The sequence below is a fragment of the Amycolatopsis lexingtonensis genome (genome assembly GCF_014873755.1).
GTDB lineage: Bacteria > Actinomycetota > Actinomycetes > Mycobacteriales > Pseudonocardiaceae > Amycolatopsis > Amycolatopsis lexingtonensis.
Genome location: NZ_JADBEG010000001.1, coordinates 10,561,606 through 10,577,055, shown reverse-complemented (window position 1 = coordinate 10,577,055; position 15,450 = coordinate 10,561,606). Strand labels below are relative to the sequence as shown.

Genomic DNA, 15,450 nt, shown 5'->3' with positions numbered 1-15,450 from the left:
TGCGGACTTCTCCCTTTCCCCGCCGCCGCGGGTCACACAACTGAGGGACTGTCCTAAGCGGACTCCGCCCCGCCGTGGAACACCTCGAGGCGGACCTTTGCCGCTGCCTCGTCGGCCAGCCAGCGCAACTCGAACTGCTCGCCGTACCCAGTCGAGCCGCGCGGGCCCGACCAGCGGGCCACTCGTCGTTCTCGCCGTGCACGGCGGTCACCTCCATCGGATCGGCTGATAGCACTCGCTCACATCCGCCGTTGCCGGACCGCCGTGAACGTGAGGACCACAATGCGCGTTTGCGCGGGGGCGTGGGTGGCGGAGCCGGGTTCGCCAGCGAGGCCCACTCAACTGTCCGTTATGGACCGATTGCCGCAGTCACGCCGGCGAATAGGGACGGGTCGACCTGGACCGTCCAGCCGTCGGTGCCATTCAAGCGGCGCCCACCGTCGTCCAGTACGGCGGCATCACCTACAACACCATCCCCCGGTGCGCCCCACATCACCTACAGCTGAACTTCTTCAGCTACGGCACGACATTGGGGTGTCCCCGCAGCTGCGCGAAGTCGCCCGGCGTTCGATCTACGTGGACGGAGCCGGCGCGCCGCCGGCGACGGTCGACGCACAGCTGCCGGGCGTCGGCACAGGAGACGGGCACGACCCGGCGAACGCTGACGACTCGCAACAGCGTGCGCCTGTTTCGCGGCCGAGCGCTCAGCCCGCGTGGGGTGCCGGCGACGTCGCGTCCGGCGCACGCAGAGTCGGGCGGAGGGCGAGGACGACCGCGCCGGTGACGGTCAGGTGCATCAGCATCAGCCCGGCTACGTTGGCGGCGGTCGCGCCCGCGGTCAGCAGGAGCACGTCCGGGATCCACGTCAAGACGAGGACGAGGGGCACCACGATCCGCAGCACCTTAGGGTGGCGGCGGGCGATCAGGCCCCAGCCGGCGGCGCCTACGAGCAGCCCGAGGACCGTCGCGGGCAGGTAGGCCTCGGGGTTGAGGCCCATCCCGATACCACCGTCGTCGAGGGCGGACGCCGCGAGAGCGATGACAGTGTTGACGGCAGCAGCCGCCACGACGGCGATCCCCAGGCGGAGAGCCGTGGCCGGGGACAGGGCGGCGGTGGTCGACATCGCTCCTCCTTGGGTTGCGTGTTAAACCCAAGCTAGGTTGAGTTGCGTGTTAAAGTCAAGCGTGCACGAGCAGGGAATAGTCGAGCCGTTCGACCGGCTCGACGACGACGAGCGGCGCGCGTGGGTCAACGTGGCGAAGGTGCTGCTCACGCTGCCAGGAGCGCTGGAAAGCCAATTGCTGCGGGACGCCGACCTGACGCTGCTGGGCTACATGATCCTGGCGCGGCTGTCGGTGGTGCCGGGCGAAAGCCTGCGGATGAGCGAGATCGCGGAGATGGCCAACGGCTCGCTGCCGCGGATCTCCCACGCGGTCGCCCGACTGGAGGACCGCGGGTGGGTGACCCGGAAGGTGTGCACCGGCCAGGGCCGCCGCTTCACGACGGCGACCCTGACCGACGCGGGACGCGCCCGCCTGGCGACGGCGTCGCCGGCGCACGTGGCGAACATCCGGCGCCTCGTGATCGAGCCACTGGGCGCCGACTTCGCCCGGCTCGGGGACGCCGCCGAGCGGATTGTCGAAAACCTGGGGCTGCCGACCGAGGTCTTCAAACGCCCCCAAGGCTGACCGGCTGGCCTCGCGTGATCCCGGGGTACTGCCCTTCAGTCAGGCAAAAGGGTTGCGGCGGGATTTTCAGGATGTTCGGGTTGTCCAGCTGCTTCGGGTCGACCAGCGCATCGCTGATGCCCGAGTCCTTCCAGTCGACACCCGAGAGCTGCGCCCCGAGCAGGTTCGCGTACTTGAGATCACTGCCGACGAATCGGGCTGCGGTCAGGAAGGCTTCTCGGAGATCGGTGTTGGCGAGCACCGCACAAGTGAAATTCGACTGAATGGCACTCACGCGGCCAAGATTGGCGCTCAAGAGGTAGGCGCCCGTAAAATCGGCACCGGTCAGTTCCGAGCCACTCAAATCGGAGCCGGCGAAGTACGCTCGTACGAAATCCATACCCACGAGGTCAATCCCGGAGAGGCAGGTGAAACCCAGGTCTACCGAGTATTCGTAAGCCCTCGTGTCGGGCCTGATGGCGTTGTGGCCAATCACCCCCACAGCGGCCCGAACGTCTTCGGGTACGCGTTTCCCTTCGGTGCAACCGGAGACCGGCGCGTGCTCGCGAACGAACGACGCCAGGTACTTCAGGATCTTGGGACGATACGGTGGCGAGTCCTGCATGAGATCTTCCACCTGCTCCTGGCTGGCTTGAGCCGACCTGTCACTCGCCTCGGCGGAGCGCCAGCTGATGGCCACCGCGGCCGCCGCGACGATCACGGACAGGAAGCTGATGACGAGACTCCACCGATCCCGCCTTCCTGCGCGTTCGTTGTCCGGTGCCGCTTCCGCGGCACGGAAGAACCATTCCTTCCCCGAACGCTCGACCTACGCGCGGCGCGACGACGATTCTTGTTCCGTCGTTTGTTTGTCGCGGACATGGCCGACGATTATGCCGCATGAACTGCGGGAACCCGGCGCCGGCCAGCTTCTCAAAACCTGGTCGTCCTCGGCTGCGTCGAACAAGGCGCGCACTTCCGGACTGCTGACCTTCATCGACGGGGTGCGCGGCAGTTCGTTCACGATCTGGACGACAGCGGGCACCTGGTACCGCGCCAGCCGATCAGCGAGCCAATCCTGCAGCTCGGCGACTCCCCACTCGGCGCGCAGCCTACAGCAGGACTATCGCGGGAATAACCGGCACGATTCCGCCGACGACGCGCGCAGCGGTGCGGCGCGGCCGATCTGCGTCATCGACGTGCTCCGATGCGTTGGACGCTGACATGACCCGCAAGCTATCAGGACCTCGTCCCCGACCACCCGACGCGGCGGCGATACGACGCCTGCGATCCCGCATCCTCGGCGCAGTACCGTATTCAGCCATCCGGCGAGACCCGTACAGCCGCTGCTTCCTGGTGTCAAAGCACGACCCGCACAGGCAATGAACCCCACGCTCGGAGGGTGTTGTTGTGGTGACGTCGCGACGGTTCGCGCGCGAGATCGAACGTGTCCGGGTCGTCCCAGCGACGGGGTCCCGGTTCGCCGCGGCCAGGAACCGGCGGCTCCCGGCGGACGGCCTCGTCGGAGGCCACCCGGGCCGAACCCGGGTCCTCCCGCAGGCGCTGCCACTGTCCGGGCTGCGTGGCAAAGGCTTGCAGCACGGCGGAAAGCGCGTGCACGGTGGTGTCGACGCCCGCAATCAGCAGGGACCGCACGATCAGCAGCACCTGCTCGGGGTGATGTCCCCGCGGTCGCGGCGGCCCGGACGTCGGCGCCGAATCCCTGAGGCGCAAGGACTTCCCGTCGGCATTGGCGGCCTACCCAGTCCGACAGCCCCCTGGCCACGAGGTCGTTGTCCGGGCCGAAGGCGTCGAACCGCGAACCCCCGGCCAGGACTTGGTCGACCAGCACTCTCGCGTCGGCGGCCAGGACGCGCGGTGGCGGGGCGGGTCGGCCTCCAGCAGCAGGCTCGGCGGCCGCCAGGGTTTCTCGGTCCGGAAGTTCGCCAGACCGACGCGGGCCGCGGACTGGAGCCGTTGCCGGTCGGTAAGCGCGACGTGGACCGGGCAAGGAGTTTCGAGCGTGATCTCGACGCTCGGCAAGATGAGATTGCCCGCGATGCCGCGATCACCGCACCGCCGTCCACAGTTCAGTTGGTTTGAGCACGTCAGCTGAGTCACTCCGACGGTGGAATCGCGCCAAGTATTGGGTCATCTGTACTATCGTCGCGACGGTGTGGCCGGAGTGGGCACAAGGGGAGGACCGTTGGGGTTCAATCGCGACGATGTCGTGCTCGCAGAACTCGACATGCCGAGCGAATCGGCTGTGAACGCGCAGCTGGACGACCTTTTACAGCCCGGCGGCGAGCGAGTCGAACCGGCAGCTGAATCGGTGGAAATCATCGCCAAGCTCAACGTCAACTCCATGACCGGACTGGTCATGGACACCCTCGGCAACATCCGCGACGCCAAGAGCCTGGCGGTCGGCTCACGACTGCCCGGCGGGCAGTGGCCGCAGGCGGTCAACCTGTGACGACCGAAACTCCCGGCCACCCGCCCTACGGCGTGCCGCCCCAGCCACCGAAACGCGGACTCGGCACCGGCCCGATCATCGCGATCGTCGTCATCGGCGTGCTCGTCGTGGCCGGCATCGCCGTGGGTGCGTTCGCCCTGTTCGGTAGCGGCGGCAGCCAAGGCGACGTCGACGGCAAGTACGCGGCGGAGCCGCTGCCGACCTGTGACGACGTCGCCAGCCGGGCGGGAGACCTGCCGCCGAAGAGTTCCGACACGAAACTCGAGGGAAGCGCCGGCTGGCTGTGCACCTTCACCGACGCGGCGGCCGGTACGTCGGTGCACCTCGACCTGGAGATCAGCACCGTCGCGCGGCAGCACACCGCGTTCGACACCGTCGCCTCCACGGGCGCGTACGAGCTCGACCCGACGCTGCAGCTGGGCGAGAAAGCGGCGTGGGGACTCGCACCGAGCGGGCAGATGTGCGAACTCGTCGTCCTGGACAGCAACGCCCAGTTCAAAGTCGGCGTCGGCAACCCCAACGCCGCCCGCAGCGATACTCGGACGTGCGAAGACCGGGCGACAGCCATCGCCCGGGGCCTCTACGACGCGATCCAGACCCGGTGACGCCGATGCAGCCACAAAACGGGCCGAGGCACCCACAGTACGGCGCGCCGACGGGACCCACGGGACGCCCACCGGGCTGGCCCGGCGCACCGGTTCCGCCCTACGGCCATCAGCCTTTTCCGGGCGGCAGTCCGGTACCGCCGCCACGGCGACGTACCGGCCTCTGGGTCTCACTCGCCGCGCTGGGGCTGGTCATCGTGGCGGTGCTGGTGACCGGGTTCGCGGCGCCGGGATTCTTTCTCCCCCGTGACCGGGAGCCGGCCCCGGCGGCGCAGCCCCCGGCCGAAACGTCCGCACCGTCGTCGTTCTCCCGCAATAGCGACAGCCAGCTCGAGGCCGCTCGGACGGTAGCCGAAGAATTCCTGCGGCGGCTCAACGCCGACCTCATCGAGGGGCCGGACGGCGCGAAAGCCATGGCCTGCCCCGGTTCGGAGTCACTGCTCGGCGGCACGATCCTGCTGGCGGTCGAAGCTCCGACGCAGCTGGAGATTCCGGCCGACGGCGAAGTGCGTTTCCACGACCCGGTGATCGAGGTGGACGTCACCGGCACGACACACCAGCGCACCGTCACCGGCTACGTCCGGCTCCAGCCGTGGCAGGACCACCAGCCGTGCGTCCGCATCCTGCAGCTGAAGCCGAGCTGAGGCCACTTCAGCGGCTACCGCTGCGTAAGCCGGGCGGCCACGGCGTTCGCGACGGTGGTGTAGAGGCGGATCGCGGTGTCGTTGTCCTTGAGGTTCTTCACCGAGAACACGCTGATCTCGACCGTGCTGCGGCCGGCCTTGAACGCCAGCGGTGACTGCAGCCCGCCGCCTACGCTGACGAGGCAGCTCAGCCCGTCCCCCACGCTGAACGGCACCGGCTTGGGGTCGCCACCCGGGTGGCGGTAACCCTTGCCTTGCGCGCAGTCGTAGTCGTTGGCCTGGGTGGCCATCTCGGCGGTCGGGTAGTTCTCGATCTTGACCGTGACGCCCTGGGCCGGGGTCGTGCCGACACCGGCGTTGGCGGCGGCCTGGTTCTCCTGGGTGCAGGCCGTGCTGACGAAGAAGTGTTCGTCCTGCCCGATCGTGCCGGACGTCGCGTCGGGCACGGTGTGGCGCTTGGCCAGGTCGTATTCCTCGCGCGGGCGGCCGTCGGTGGCGAACCCGACCGCCTGCTGGAAGTCATCGCTGGTGAAGGCCTCGCACGGGGGCAGGACGTGGGCGAACTCGCCGTCGTAGGCGTAACCGGCCGGGGCGCTCGGCGGGCGCTGCAGGCGCTCGGCGACTTGGCCGACCACCGCCGTCATCCGCGGATCCTCGGGATCGTGGTTTCGCGGGGCCATCAGGTGAACCACGGCGTAGAAGGTGTCGGCGAAGATCGCGGTCGTCCAGGTGTGCAGGTTGGTGTCCGTCGTCGACAAGGTGCGGAACCCGGCCACCTGACCATCGCGGCCGCCCTCCTGCCGCAGTGATCTCTCGGCCTGGTCGCGGCCACGGGGCGCGTCGAACGGCGCCTGGTAGATGGTCAGGTCCAGCAGTTCATCCTGTACGCCGGGGTACTCGCAGGTGGATACCCCGATGTCCGAACCGTCACTGCGGGAGTTCGGGTCGTCCGGCGCGTCGGCGGTCACGTGGCTGACCTTCATGACCGGTCCGGAGGCCAGCGAGGTGTCGAACTCGAGTCCGCCGGACTGGACGACATCAAGCGAGAGCACCGCGCACGCGTCGTACACTTGGGTGCCGCCGAAAGCTTTGGCCGTCCCAGTTCCCGGGCGCTGAAGCAGCAGCACTCCGGGCGACGACGCTCCGGATGCGGCCGGACGGCCGTCGGCCGCAACAGGGACAGCGGTGCCGGACACCTCGGTGCTGCACCCGGCGATCGCCAGCGTGACCACAGCCGCCAAGGCAACCGCCGGCTTTGCGTACGGGCGCCCAAAGCACGAGCGACGCATTCGAAGCTCCCCTCGATCGGCACGGCCGCCCCCGCCGTGCCGGCAGAACCCACGGATACCCCGCGTTGATCTTCGCATTCTTCGGCGGGAATCCTCAAATCGAGCAGCCGTTCGAGCGGCGACAGACACAGGCCCGTATTCACACCTCCGACACCGACGTTTGCCGCCAATCTCAACACCGTCTTCGACCGCCGGGGATACCGAGCCCGGCTCTTCGGGCCGGCCGCGCACATCTTCCGCCATCACCACCGCACCTCTGGTGCTGACACACGGCGACTACCCGCGGCCCTGCCGCAAATGAAGTGACCTATTTGCGTACCCGCGCAGATCGGTCAACGGCGCACCAGATAACGCAAGTGCAGCACCCGGTTGCCCTGAATCACCTCCTCAGGATCTTCCAAGAGGTGCTGCCCGTGGACCGACCCGAAATAACGCTTGCCGGAGCCGAACACGACGGGGACGACGTCCATGCGCACCTCGTCGACCAGACCCGCGCCGAGTACCTGGCCGCCGACGTCGCCGGCGGCGATCTCGACCATGCGGTCGCCCGCGAGCTCCTGTGCCTTGGCCACGGCTGCCTCGACGCCGTCGGCGAAGTGGAACGGCGCCTCGGTGTCCCAGCCCTCGGGGGCCGGGCGGTGCGTCACGACGACGACGTGGTCGACCCCGCTCGGCGGCTTCCCGTCCCAGCCGTCCGTCAGGTCGAACACGTGGCGGCCGACGACGGACACCCCGATCCGATCCCAGTACGGCCGCGTGTAGTCGTAGGACTTCTGCGACACCTTCAAGACGCCGCTGTCGTCCAACGGGATGCCACCGCCGGTCAACCAGTCGAAGAGGGGGCCGGGCTGGTCGTTCTCGTCCGCGACGAAGCCGTCCACCGACACCGAGCTGTACATGACGACCTTGCCCACCGGGTTCTCCTCTGCTTGGGGATGGCCCAAATTAGCGTCTCTTGAGCGGTCGCTCTTGTAAGAAATCAATCGGCGGGCAGCGACCAGCCGTCCAGCACGTGGCCCGGGTGTTCGCGCAGGAAGCGTCGCCGGACTTCGACGTACTGGGTGGGGGTGAGCCCGGTGAACGCCCGGAACTCGTGGCCGAAGTGGGCCTGGTCGAAGTAGCCCGCGCCGCCGGCGAGGCTGCCCCAGTCGACCGGTCCGGCGGGATCGATCGCGAACACGGTGGCGGCGAAGCGGTAGGTGCGGGCCAGCCGCTTCGGCGTGACACCGACGAGTTCCTTGAACCGCTGGGCCAGGTGAGTGCTGCTGACACCGGCGTCCACGCTCAGGTCGCCGATCGTCACCGCCCCGCTCGTGGCCGCGATGACGCCGCTGGTGTGACGGACCAGTCCCAGACCGGCCGTCTCGCACAGCCGTTGCCTCAGCTCCTCCTCGAGCAGCGTCAGCATCTCGTGCGGGCCGTCCGCGCCGGCCAGGCGGTCCCGCAGCTCGGCGACGGCGGGCCGGCCCCAAACCTGCTCCAGGGTTACGGGCCGGTCGAGCAGCTCGGCCGCGGGCATCGTCAGGAACGCCGCCGGCCCCCACGGCTTGAAGTGCACGCCGACGGACCGGGTCCGGAGCGGGTAGCCGAACTCCAAGGCGCGGGTCCGCATGGTGACCACGCAGCCATCGACGTACTCGCCCGCCTCGACGTCGGTGCCGCCGCGGATGCGGAACGGCGCCCCGAGGTTGACGACGAGCAGCGCCGCCGGCGCCGGCGGCAGCACCAGCCGGGCGTAAGGCGACGCGCCGTCCAGGTAGTAGAGGTCGTCGATCAGCCCGTCCAGCGGCGGTTGCGGCACTCTGGACACGTACTCCACGCCCACCAGCATCGCCGACGTCGCACCGGCATCGCGCGCCGGGATGGTCCACCCCCGCTGACCGGCTCAGGGCGCCGGTTCATCCTCCGTGGCCGCTAGAAGCTCGCGAAGCCACTGTTCACTCCAGGTGACCTTCCCGGTCCGGACGTCGTCGGCGAACGTGCGCACCCATTCCAGCTCCGCGGCGGTCACGGTGCGAAGGTACTTCGCCGATTCCACCGCGGACACCCTCCTGTGGTACCAGGCGCCGGTTTTCCTGCTCGCGTGCCTCCTTCGCCCGTTGCTGCCCCGCCGCGTTGCCGTTGCGGAATAGCTGAAATCGGCTGGCAGGGAGGCCAAGCTGATCAGTAGGCTCCGGCAGAACGATCGACTCGACTGAGCAGGGAGGGGTGCACGGTGGTTCAGCAGGAGGCAGCGCCGACCACTGTGCTGTGGCGGCCGACCGGTCCGGAGGAGCTGGAGCTCATCCGGCAGTCCGGCTGGCACGCTTGGCCGCCCCGGCTCCCGGAGCAACCGATCTTCTATCCCGTGCTCAACGAGGACTACGCGATCAAGATCGCCCGGGACTGGAACGTGCCGCACCACGGAGTCGGCTACGTCACCCGCTTTCGGGTCGAGTCGGAGTTCCTTCGGCGTTATCCCGTCCAGCAAGCCGGCGGCGAGACCATCCTGGAGTTGTGGGTTCCGGCTGGGGAACTCGACGAGTTCAACGCGCACCTGGTCGGTCCGATCGAGGTCGTGCACGAGTTCCGGTGAGCCTCGGTATGACGATTCGCGCGGTGGTGTTCGACGTCGGTGGCGTACTGGAAATCACGCGGGAAATGGACGTCGGCCGGCGGTGGGAGGATCGGCTCGGTCTTCCGGCCGGGGAGATCGGTCGACGACTTGCCGATGTCTGGGCCGGCGGAGCCGTCGGCACGGTCACCGAGCGGATGGTTCATCAGGCGATCCGCGATCGTCTCGGCTTCACCGGTGCGCAGGTCGAGGCGATGATGGCCGAGATGTGGGTGCGCTATCTCGGTGTCGGGAACAACGAGTTGATCGAGTACGTCCGACAACTGCGCCCGCGCTACCGGACCGGCATCCTGAGCAACAGTTTCGTGGGCGCGCGCGAACGGGAACAGGAAAAGTACCGATTCGAAGAGCTGGTCGACGAGATCGTGTACTCGCATGAAGTGGGGATGAGCAAGCCCGATCCGCGGATCTACGAGCTCACCTGCGCACGCCTTGGCGTTGTCTCGGAAGAGATGGTCTTCGTCGACGATGTCGAATCCAACATCGCCAGTGCTCGCGAGGCCGGGATCCACGCAATCCTTTACCGGGACAACGCTCAGGCGATCGCTGAGATAGAGACGGCGCTGCGGCGAAAGCGTTGAATGCCGCGGCTCAGGTCGTCGTCAGCCCTCCTCGGGACCGGAGCCACCACGCCGGTCGGCGAGCCACTGCTTGAACAGAGCGGCCATTGCCACCACTGTCATGGCCACGGAGCCGATCATTTCCGGAGTGGATGGCAGCTGCGAGTCGGCCGGCTCGTAGCGTGGCTGCTCCTGGCTGGTCTTCGACTCCTCCTTCGGGTGCGCCTGTTCGTGCTTCGCTTCGGCCCTGGCTTCCGCGGCGTCGACGTGCTTCATGCCCGCTTCGACGAGGTCCTGACCGTCCTTGGCGAGCGTCTCCCCGACGGTTTCTTCGCCCTTGAACTTCTCGGCCATCTCTTCGTTGCGCTTCTCGCGCTCCAAGTCGGTCTCCGGCCGGGCGGGTTTCCAGTCACCGTCCTCGTTCTTGGCGTAGTCCTGGTATTCGTCCAGATCGGTGTTCCACGGCCCTTCGGCCACGTCGCGGTCGTCGTGTTCGCGTTGGGGTTCCCTGGGTTCGTTCCGGGCGTCCCGGTCGAGGTTGAGTTCCCCGGTCTTGGGGTTGAAGTCCCCGGTGTACGGGTTGGGCGGGTCGGTGCGGTGCTCGTTTCCTTCGGCCCGTTCGACGGCCTCGCCGTCCCGCCCGTTCTCGGTGGTCCCTTCGGGCTGCTGCCGCTCGGCTGGTGCCGTTCCCTCGGTCCCGGCGCGCTGCTGATCCGGCGACTCGGCCCGTTCGGCGCCGGCGCGCTGCTGCTCGGCCGGCTGCGTCCCTTCCTCACCCGGCTCGGCGACCACCACGCTCTCCTGCGGCACGGCGAGTTGCTCGGTGCGGGGCTGCGACTCCGTCGTGGAGTTCCAGGAGCCCTCCCACATCCGGCCCTGCGGCTTCAGCTCCCGCTCAAGCCCCTCGTCATCGGGCGGATTCCCCGGGTCCTCCGCGTCGTCCGGGGGCGGCGGGTTGTCGGCGTCGTCCTCGGCCGCGTCTTGGCCGGCTCGATCGTCGGCGTCGTCCTGATCGGCCCGGCGGTCGGCGTCATCCTGCGCGTCATCGCCCTCGGCCTCCTCCCGAGCAGCGTCATCCTCCTCGGCACGATCCTCAGCGTCATCGGCTTCGGTGTCCGCAGACTCGTCCTCCTCCGCACGATCCTCAGCATCATCCGCCTCGGTATCCGCAGACTCGTCCTCCTCCGCACGATCCTCAGCATCATCCGCCTCGGTATCCGCAGACTCGTCCTCCTCCGCACGATCCTCAGCATCATCCGCCTCGGTATCCGCAGACTCGTCCTCCTCCGCACGATCCTCAGCATCATCCGCCTCGGTATCCGCAGACTCGTCCTCCTCCGCACGATCCTCAGCATCATCCGCCTCGGTACCCGACCGGTCGTCGTCCTCGGCCGCACGGTCGGCGTCGTCCGCACCGTCGTCCTCGGCCGGAACGTCCTCGCCGGCATCGTCCCCGGCGTCATCCGCCTCGGGCTGGTCGTCGGGGTCGTCCAGCTCGTCGTCGGCCTCCTGCGGGCCGTCGTCCGACGACACGTCTTCCGATCGCTGGTCGGTCTCCTGGCGGTCGTCGTCCTCAGCCTCGCCGTCGTCCTCGTCGGCTGCCTCCTGGGGGCCGTCGCCGGACTCCTGCTGGGCGGGCTCCGGGCGATCGTCGTTCTCCTCCGGGGAGTCGCCCTCGTCCGGGGAGTCGCTCTCGTCGTCAGCTTCCTGGGGGCCATCGCCGCCCGAGGGTTCTCGTTCGTCGGGCGGGGTTTCCGGCTCGTCGGACTCCGAGGGTCCGTCGCTCGTCTCGCTCATTCCTCACTCCAACCCGGCGAGTACGTCGGCCAGCGACTCCACGCTTCGGTTGACCGGCCGGACCCCCGCCGAGTTCACGATGTAGACCGCGCTGGACCGTCCGCGAGGGGCCAGCACCCACGAATTCCCGTGGGCAGCCACCGTCCAGCCGTCGCCGGTGATCGATTCGGCGTTCATGCCTTGGGTTCGCGCCCACTGCCGCAGCGTCTCGAATGCCTCGAGCTCGGTCATCATGTTCTCCACTCAGTCTCATCCGGCCTGCGGTAAACGGACTCGATCGCCATCACCCGGTCCGGGTAGGCGGGAGGCCAATCCCGGTGAGTCCCGTCCTGCGCGTCGATCCACTTGAGACCGTCGTCCGTGACGTGCGCGTTGAACCAGTGCCCACCGCCGAACACCTGGTCCCCCACTTTGACTTCCTCCCAGTCGACGCCGACGATCGCCACCGTGCCGACCGGCTGCCCGGCGAGCTGGTCCGCCACCCGGCCCCACGCGGTCGCCTGGAAATCGTCGAGTTCGGCCGGGTCCGTTTCGCGCACCGTGTTCGTAGGCTCGACGCCGGTCCACTCCCACATTTCCCGCAGTTCGCCGAGTTCCGGATCGCCCGCCGCCGCGGTCGGGACGTCCGTCTGCGCCGTTGTCGCGTAAGCGCGGCTGCATTCCGCGCAGTTGTTCCGATACGGCTCCCCGCCCGACTCGTACCGGGGGTTCACCTCGTCGACCCATTCGTCCGCGTTTTCCCGGCCGACCTCCTCGAGCCGCTCGGCGAGCGCTTCGGTGTCCTCCGGGTGGACGAGATATCGCCCGGGCTCGACCTCCGGCCGCGGCCGGCCGGTCAAGGGCCCGGATTCGGCCCGTTCCTCGTCGTCGGCCTCCTGCGGGCCATCGGTACCCCAGACGGTGTCCTTTCCGGACTCCGGTGGAACGCCCGGACCGCTCTCGGTGGGCGCGTCCGCGCTCACGTGCCGCCGCCCAGCCGCAGGACCGCCGCCGGCCAGCTGTTGGGCAGGTTCAGGAATCCCGCGGCGCTCAGCAGCCGGCTCTTCGGATCCTTTTCCCTGCTGAGCTTTCCCGCGGCGACCTCGATCAGCGTCGGCTTCACCGTGCCGATCACCGTCGCGTTGTCGTTGCGCCAGCTGTCCGGCCGGTCGGCCAGGGCGGCCAGCTGCTCGGCCCGTGTCCGCCCGGACAGGACCAGGCCGCGGGCAGCCCACGAAGCCGTGTCGGGATGCGGTCCGTCGCCCGCGGCCTTCAACGCGCGCCGGACGTCGAACCAGCGGTAGGTGCCCGCCTGCCACCGGACCTCCGGGACGTCGCACCCGTGCGGCTCGCCCCGGAGCGTCCGCCGCGCGCTCTCGGCCAGGTGCGCGATGAAGTCCCCGGGCGAGTTGTACTCCGCGATGCCCGCGTACCGCGCGTCGACGGCGGCCTGGATCCGGTGCGCCACCGCGCATTCCAACGTCTGCTCGGCGAAGGACCCGTGCAGCTGCTCGATCCAGGCCGGGTCCGGATCGGGCGCGCGGCGGCCCGTGATGTGGGCGACCGTCAGCAGTTCCAGCCACAGCACCAGCCGCGGGTCGTCGTCGGCGCGGTGGACGGCCTCGCTCAGGCGTCCCAGCGTGCACGGCGACGCACCGCACAACGGTCCACAAGCGACACTCCGCCGGGCCACCACGGCCGGGGCCTTGGAAACCGCGGCAGCGTCCTCGGCACGCTCGTTCAGCGGCATCAGCAGCCGCAGCGGCCGGTCCATGCCGTCGGTGAACACCGCGGCCCGGCCCGGCGGCAGCGTCACGACGTGCCGCGACTGCGCCTCGCTCAGGTTCATCGTGGCGCCGACGGCGAGCCGGTCGTCCTCGGCGGGCAGCCGGTGCAGGATCTTGCACGCGGTGTTCTTGACGACGTCCGGGACGATCTTGCCGGGGATCTGTTCGGCGACGATGATCCCCTCGCCGTACGCGCGGATCTCCGCCAGCATCGACGTGAACAGCTCCACCGCGTGCTCGGCCGGGCTCCCCGGCTCGGCGCGCTTCAGGAGCCGGTGCGCCTCCTCCAGCACCAGCACGTGCTTCAACCCGCGCGCGCCCGGCTGGTGGTGGACGCGCAGGTGCTCGAACAGCCGGATCAGCACCGCCCCGATGAAGAACGCCTTGTCGGCGTCGGACCCGAGGTCTTCGATCTCCAGCACGACGTTGCCGCGCAGCAGCGCCGCGACGTCCAGCGGGTGGCCGCCCTCGAAGAACCGGCCGGGCGTGCCGAGCCGCAGGGAGCCGATCCGGACGTCGACGAAGCCGCGGACGTTGTCGGCGACCTCCTTGCCATACCCGATACCGTCGACCACCTCGATCGCGGTCGCCTGCAGGTCACCGAGGCCGGGGTACTTCACCGGCTCGACCCGCCCGCGCACCCGCCCGGTCACCGTGTCCCAGCCCTGCCGGGCGTAGCAGCGGGTCAGCGCCTGCGACAGCACCTGGGGGAACGGCTCGTCGGCGTCGAACGCGGCCAGGAACAGCGCGCGGACGAGATCCAGGTGCGTCTGCAACGGGAAACCCGCGGCGGGCTCCAGCGGGTTCAGCCCGGCGGGGTAAGCCGTGGGATCACCCGGCCGGATCACGGTCACGGCGCCATCGGGGCCGAGCCGCCCGGCCATGGCCGCGTACTCGGCCTTCGCCGGCTCGATCACCAGCCACGGCACCCCGGCGCGGTGCAGCCCCTCCAGCAGGTGCCGCACGGTCTGGGACTTGCCCGAACCGGTCGCCCCGGCGACGAACGTGTGCCGGTTGAGGGTGTCCAGCGCGACGGCGAACTCGCCGACGGGCTGGTCGGCGTCGTCGAGCACCGTGCCCAGCGGGACGTCGCCGTCGAATTCGGGCGTGACGTCGAACAGCGGCGGCTCGGTCATCCGGATCCCGGGCAGCTCCCGGCGGGGCGGCCGCGCGACCGCCGCGACGAGCTCGCCGGTCGCCCGGAACGGCGAGCTCAAGGCGCCGTCTTCGATCGACTTGCCCCAGATCTGCTCGAGCCCGGCGCACTCGGTGCCCGGCGTCAGCACGTACGGGAGCGCGTCGAGATCGCTCGCGCTGCACAGCAACGCCGCCGCCGCGCGCGTCGCCGCTTCGTCCGGGCCGCCGACCAGCACGTGCACGGCCCACAGGCCGGCGGGTTGCGCGCGCGACAGCTCCCGGTACCGGCCTTCCGCGCGCTGCAACGCGATCCGGTCCGGCTCGGAGTTCTCCCGCTGCCGCAGCCGGGGCATCGTGGTTTCCAGTCCCAGCAGCTCGCGCTCGATCGCGTCGCCGGCCACGGGTTCGGCCACGACCAGCCAGGCGAACGCGCCGGGCATGTGGGCGACGTAGTCGTCGAACCCGCCGCGCCCCGGGGCTTCCGCGCCGGACTGCGGTGTCCACAGTGGATCGGAGCCGCCCGTGCAGCGCGTCCAGGACGGCAGCGCCGCCCACCGGGCCGCGAGCTCCGCGGTGTCCGCCGCGCGGCCGAGCCCGCCCGGCGGGTACAGCACCGGGACCACCCCGGCCGTCCCCGGCCGCGCGACCGGGGAGTGCGGGCGGCCACCGACCAGTACTCGCAGCGCGCGGCTGCCCGCCGGGCGCTCCCAGGCCACGGCGAAGGCCGCGTCCGGGCCACGGAACCGCAGGTCGGCGTGGGCGGCGGTGAGCGCGGCGAACAACTGCGCCGGCGAGCGCCCGCCGGTTTCGTCGGGCCGGTCCAGCCCCGCCGCGAGGTCGTCGCCGCGCGGGATGGCGAGCAGGTCGTGGAACGCGAACCCGTCCAGCACGGCGGTG

19 protein-coding genes are annotated in these 15,450 nt (G+C 69.6%); 7 read left to right on the top strand and 12 right to left on the bottom strand.

Annotated features, from left to right (window positions below; all coding sequences use genetic code 11):
- Positions 1 to 53: 53 nt before the first annotated feature.
- Both H4696_RS51030 and H4696_RS48795 read right to left on the bottom strand, forming a co-directional pair.
- Entirely contained in the window at positions 54 to 182 is a 129-nt protein-coding gene (locus tag H4696_RS51030; protein ID WP_264086344.1) for a hypothetical protein, read from the bottom strand.
- A gap of 522 nt (positions 183 to 704) precedes the next feature.
- A complete protein-coding gene (locus tag H4696_RS48795; RefSeq protein ID WP_086855981.1) occupies positions 705 to 1,124 on the bottom strand; it encodes a DUF6069 family protein in 420 nt (139 codons plus the stop codon).
- Positions 1,125 to 1,170: 46 nt separating this feature from the next.
- On the opposite strand from H4696_RS48795, the gene H4696_RS48790 reads away from it, so the two are divergent.
- Positions 1,171 to 1,689 (top strand): MarR family winged helix-turn-helix transcriptional regulator, encoded by a 519-nt coding sequence (locus H4696_RS48790; protein ID WP_249026813.1) that lies wholly within the window; start codon positions 1,171 to 1,173, stop codon positions 1,687 to 1,689.
- On the opposite strand, the gene H4696_RS48785 is transcribed toward H4696_RS48790, so the two are convergent.
- On the bottom strand, positions 1,670 to 2,389 hold the full coding sequence (locus H4696_RS48785) for a pentapeptide repeat-containing protein (RefSeq protein WP_086855980.1): 720 nt from the start codon (positions 2,387 to 2,389) through the stop codon (positions 1,670 to 1,672). The genes H4696_RS48790 and H4696_RS48785 overlap by 20 nt on opposite strands.
- Between H4696_RS48785 and H4696_RS48780 the strand changes: the two genes are divergently transcribed.
- The gene (locus H4696_RS48780; RefSeq protein WP_158104257.1) at positions 2,361 to 2,891 is read left to right on the top strand and encodes a hypothetical protein; all 531 of its coding nucleotides are present in this window, start codon (positions 2,361 to 2,363) and stop codon (positions 2,889 to 2,891) included. The two genes, H4696_RS48785 and H4696_RS48780, sit on opposite strands and share 29 nt — an antisense overlap.
- Positions 2,892 to 3,027: 136 nt before the next feature.
- Here H4696_RS48780 and H4696_RS48775 read toward each other — a convergent pair whose 3' ends face one another.
- Positions 3,028 to 3,336, bottom strand: a complete 309-nt coding sequence (locus H4696_RS48775) for a cytochrome P450 family protein (RefSeq protein WP_192782966.1) — start codon at positions 3,334 to 3,336, stop codon at positions 3,028 to 3,030.
- A gap of 538 nt (positions 3,337 to 3,874) precedes the next feature.
- Here H4696_RS48775 and H4696_RS48770 point away from each other — a divergent pair.
- The 3 genes from H4696_RS48770 (at position 3,875) to H4696_RS48760 (ending at position 5,390) form a co-directional block, all read left to right on the top strand.
- A complete protein-coding gene (locus H4696_RS48770; RefSeq protein ID WP_086855978.1) occupies positions 3,875 to 4,141 on the top strand; it encodes a hypothetical protein in 267 nt (88 codons plus the stop codon).
- Positions 4,138 to 4,746: a hypothetical protein gene (locus tag H4696_RS48765; RefSeq protein ID WP_086855977.1), complete on the top strand. Its 609-nt coding sequence runs from the start codon at positions 4,138 to 4,140 to the stop codon at positions 4,744 to 4,746. The genes H4696_RS48770 and H4696_RS48765 overlap by 4 nt, the downstream gene beginning before the upstream one ends.
- A gap of 197 nt (positions 4,747 to 4,943) precedes the next feature.
- On the top strand, positions 4,944 to 5,390 hold the full coding sequence (locus H4696_RS48760; RefSeq protein ID WP_086855976.1) for a hypothetical protein: 447 nt from the start codon (positions 4,944 to 4,946) through the stop codon (positions 5,388 to 5,390).
- A 14-nt stretch (positions 5,391 to 5,404) separates the two neighbouring features.
- On the opposite strand, the gene H4696_RS48755 is transcribed toward H4696_RS48760, so the two are convergent.
- The 4 genes from H4696_RS48755 to H4696_RS51025 form a co-directional block, all read right to left on the bottom strand.
- Positions 5,405 to 6,442 (bottom strand): hypothetical protein, encoded by a 1,038-nt coding sequence (locus tag H4696_RS48755; protein ID WP_143264904.1) that lies wholly within the window; start codon positions 6,440 to 6,442, stop codon positions 5,405 to 5,407.
- Between the two features lie 569 nt (positions 6,443 to 7,011).
- The gene (locus tag H4696_RS48750) at positions 7,012 to 7,593 is read right to left on the bottom strand and encodes a dihydrofolate reductase family protein (RefSeq protein WP_086855974.1); all 582 of its coding nucleotides are present in this window, start codon (positions 7,591 to 7,593) and stop codon (positions 7,012 to 7,014) included.
- A gap of 65 nt (positions 7,594 to 7,658) precedes the next feature.
- Positions 7,659 to 8,480: a helix-turn-helix domain-containing protein gene (locus tag H4696_RS48745; protein WP_211299587.1), complete on the bottom strand. Its 822-nt coding sequence runs from the start codon at positions 8,478 to 8,480 to the stop codon at positions 7,659 to 7,661.
- Positions 8,481 to 8,564: 84 nt separating this feature from the next.
- Positions 8,565 to 8,690 (bottom strand): hypothetical protein, encoded by a 126-nt coding sequence (locus tag H4696_RS51025; protein ID WP_264086343.1) that lies wholly within the window; start codon positions 8,688 to 8,690, stop codon positions 8,565 to 8,567.
- 204 nt (positions 8,691 to 8,894) lie between these two features.
- Here H4696_RS51025 and H4696_RS48740 point away from each other — a divergent pair, with 204 nt between their 5' ends.
- Positions 8,895 to 9,254, top strand: coding sequence for a hypothetical protein (locus H4696_RS48740; protein WP_086855972.1), 360 nt, complete (start codon positions 8,895 to 8,897; stop codon positions 9,252 to 9,254).
- A gap of 23 nt (positions 9,255 to 9,277) precedes the next feature.
- Positions 9,278 to 9,874, top strand: a complete 597-nt coding sequence (locus H4696_RS51435) for an HAD family hydrolase (protein ID WP_249026812.1) — start codon at positions 9,278 to 9,280, stop codon at positions 9,872 to 9,874.
- A 21-nt stretch (positions 9,875 to 9,895) separates the two neighbouring features.
- Here the strand turns inward: H4696_RS51435 and H4696_RS48730 are convergent, their stop codons facing one another.
- The 4 genes from H4696_RS48730 to H4696_RS48715 are packed head-to-tail and all read right to left on the bottom strand — an operon-like array spanning position 9,896 to position 15,443.
- Positions 9,896 to 11,650: a putative sodium/potassium/calcium exchanger gene (locus H4696_RS48730; RefSeq protein ID WP_192782965.1), complete on the bottom strand. Its 1,755-nt coding sequence runs from the start codon at positions 11,648 to 11,650 to the stop codon at positions 9,896 to 9,898.
- Between the two features lie 3 nt (positions 11,651 to 11,653).
- A complete protein-coding gene (locus H4696_RS48725; RefSeq protein WP_086865738.1) occupies positions 11,654 to 11,881 on the bottom strand; it encodes a hypothetical protein in 228 nt (75 codons plus the stop codon).
- The gene (locus H4696_RS48720) at positions 11,881 to 12,612 is read right to left on the bottom strand and encodes a toxin glutamine deamidase domain-containing protein (RefSeq protein ID WP_192782964.1); all 732 of its coding nucleotides are present in this window, start codon (positions 12,610 to 12,612) and stop codon (positions 11,881 to 11,883) included. The genes H4696_RS48725 and H4696_RS48720 overlap by 1 nt, the downstream gene beginning before the upstream one ends.
- Positions 12,609 to 15,443 (bottom strand): ATP-binding protein, encoded by a 2,835-nt coding sequence (locus tag H4696_RS48715; RefSeq protein WP_086864823.1) that lies wholly within the window; start codon positions 15,441 to 15,443, stop codon positions 12,609 to 12,611. The genes H4696_RS48720 and H4696_RS48715 overlap by 4 nt, the downstream gene beginning before the upstream one ends.
- Between the last annotated feature and the right edge of the window lie 7 nt (positions 15,444 to 15,450).

What these genes read in the sequence shown, in the direction of transcription:
- H4696_RS48725 (WP_086865738.1), bottom strand. Translation starts at nt 11,881, where the DNA reads ATGACCGAGCTCGAGGCATTCGAGACGCTGCGGCAGTGGGCGCGAACC.
- H4696_RS48730 (WP_192782965.1), bottom strand. Translation starts at nt 11,650, where the DNA reads ATGAGCGAGACGAGCGACGGACCCTCGGAGTCCGACGAGCCGGAAACC.
- H4696_RS48780 (WP_158104257.1), top strand. Translation starts at nt 2,361, where the DNA reads ATGGCCACCGCGGCCGCCGCGACGATCACGGACAGGAAGCTGATGACG.
- H4696_RS48795 (WP_086855981.1), bottom strand. Translation starts at nt 1,124, where the DNA reads ATGTCGACCACCGCCGCCCTGTCCCCGGCCACGGCTCTCCGCCTGGGG.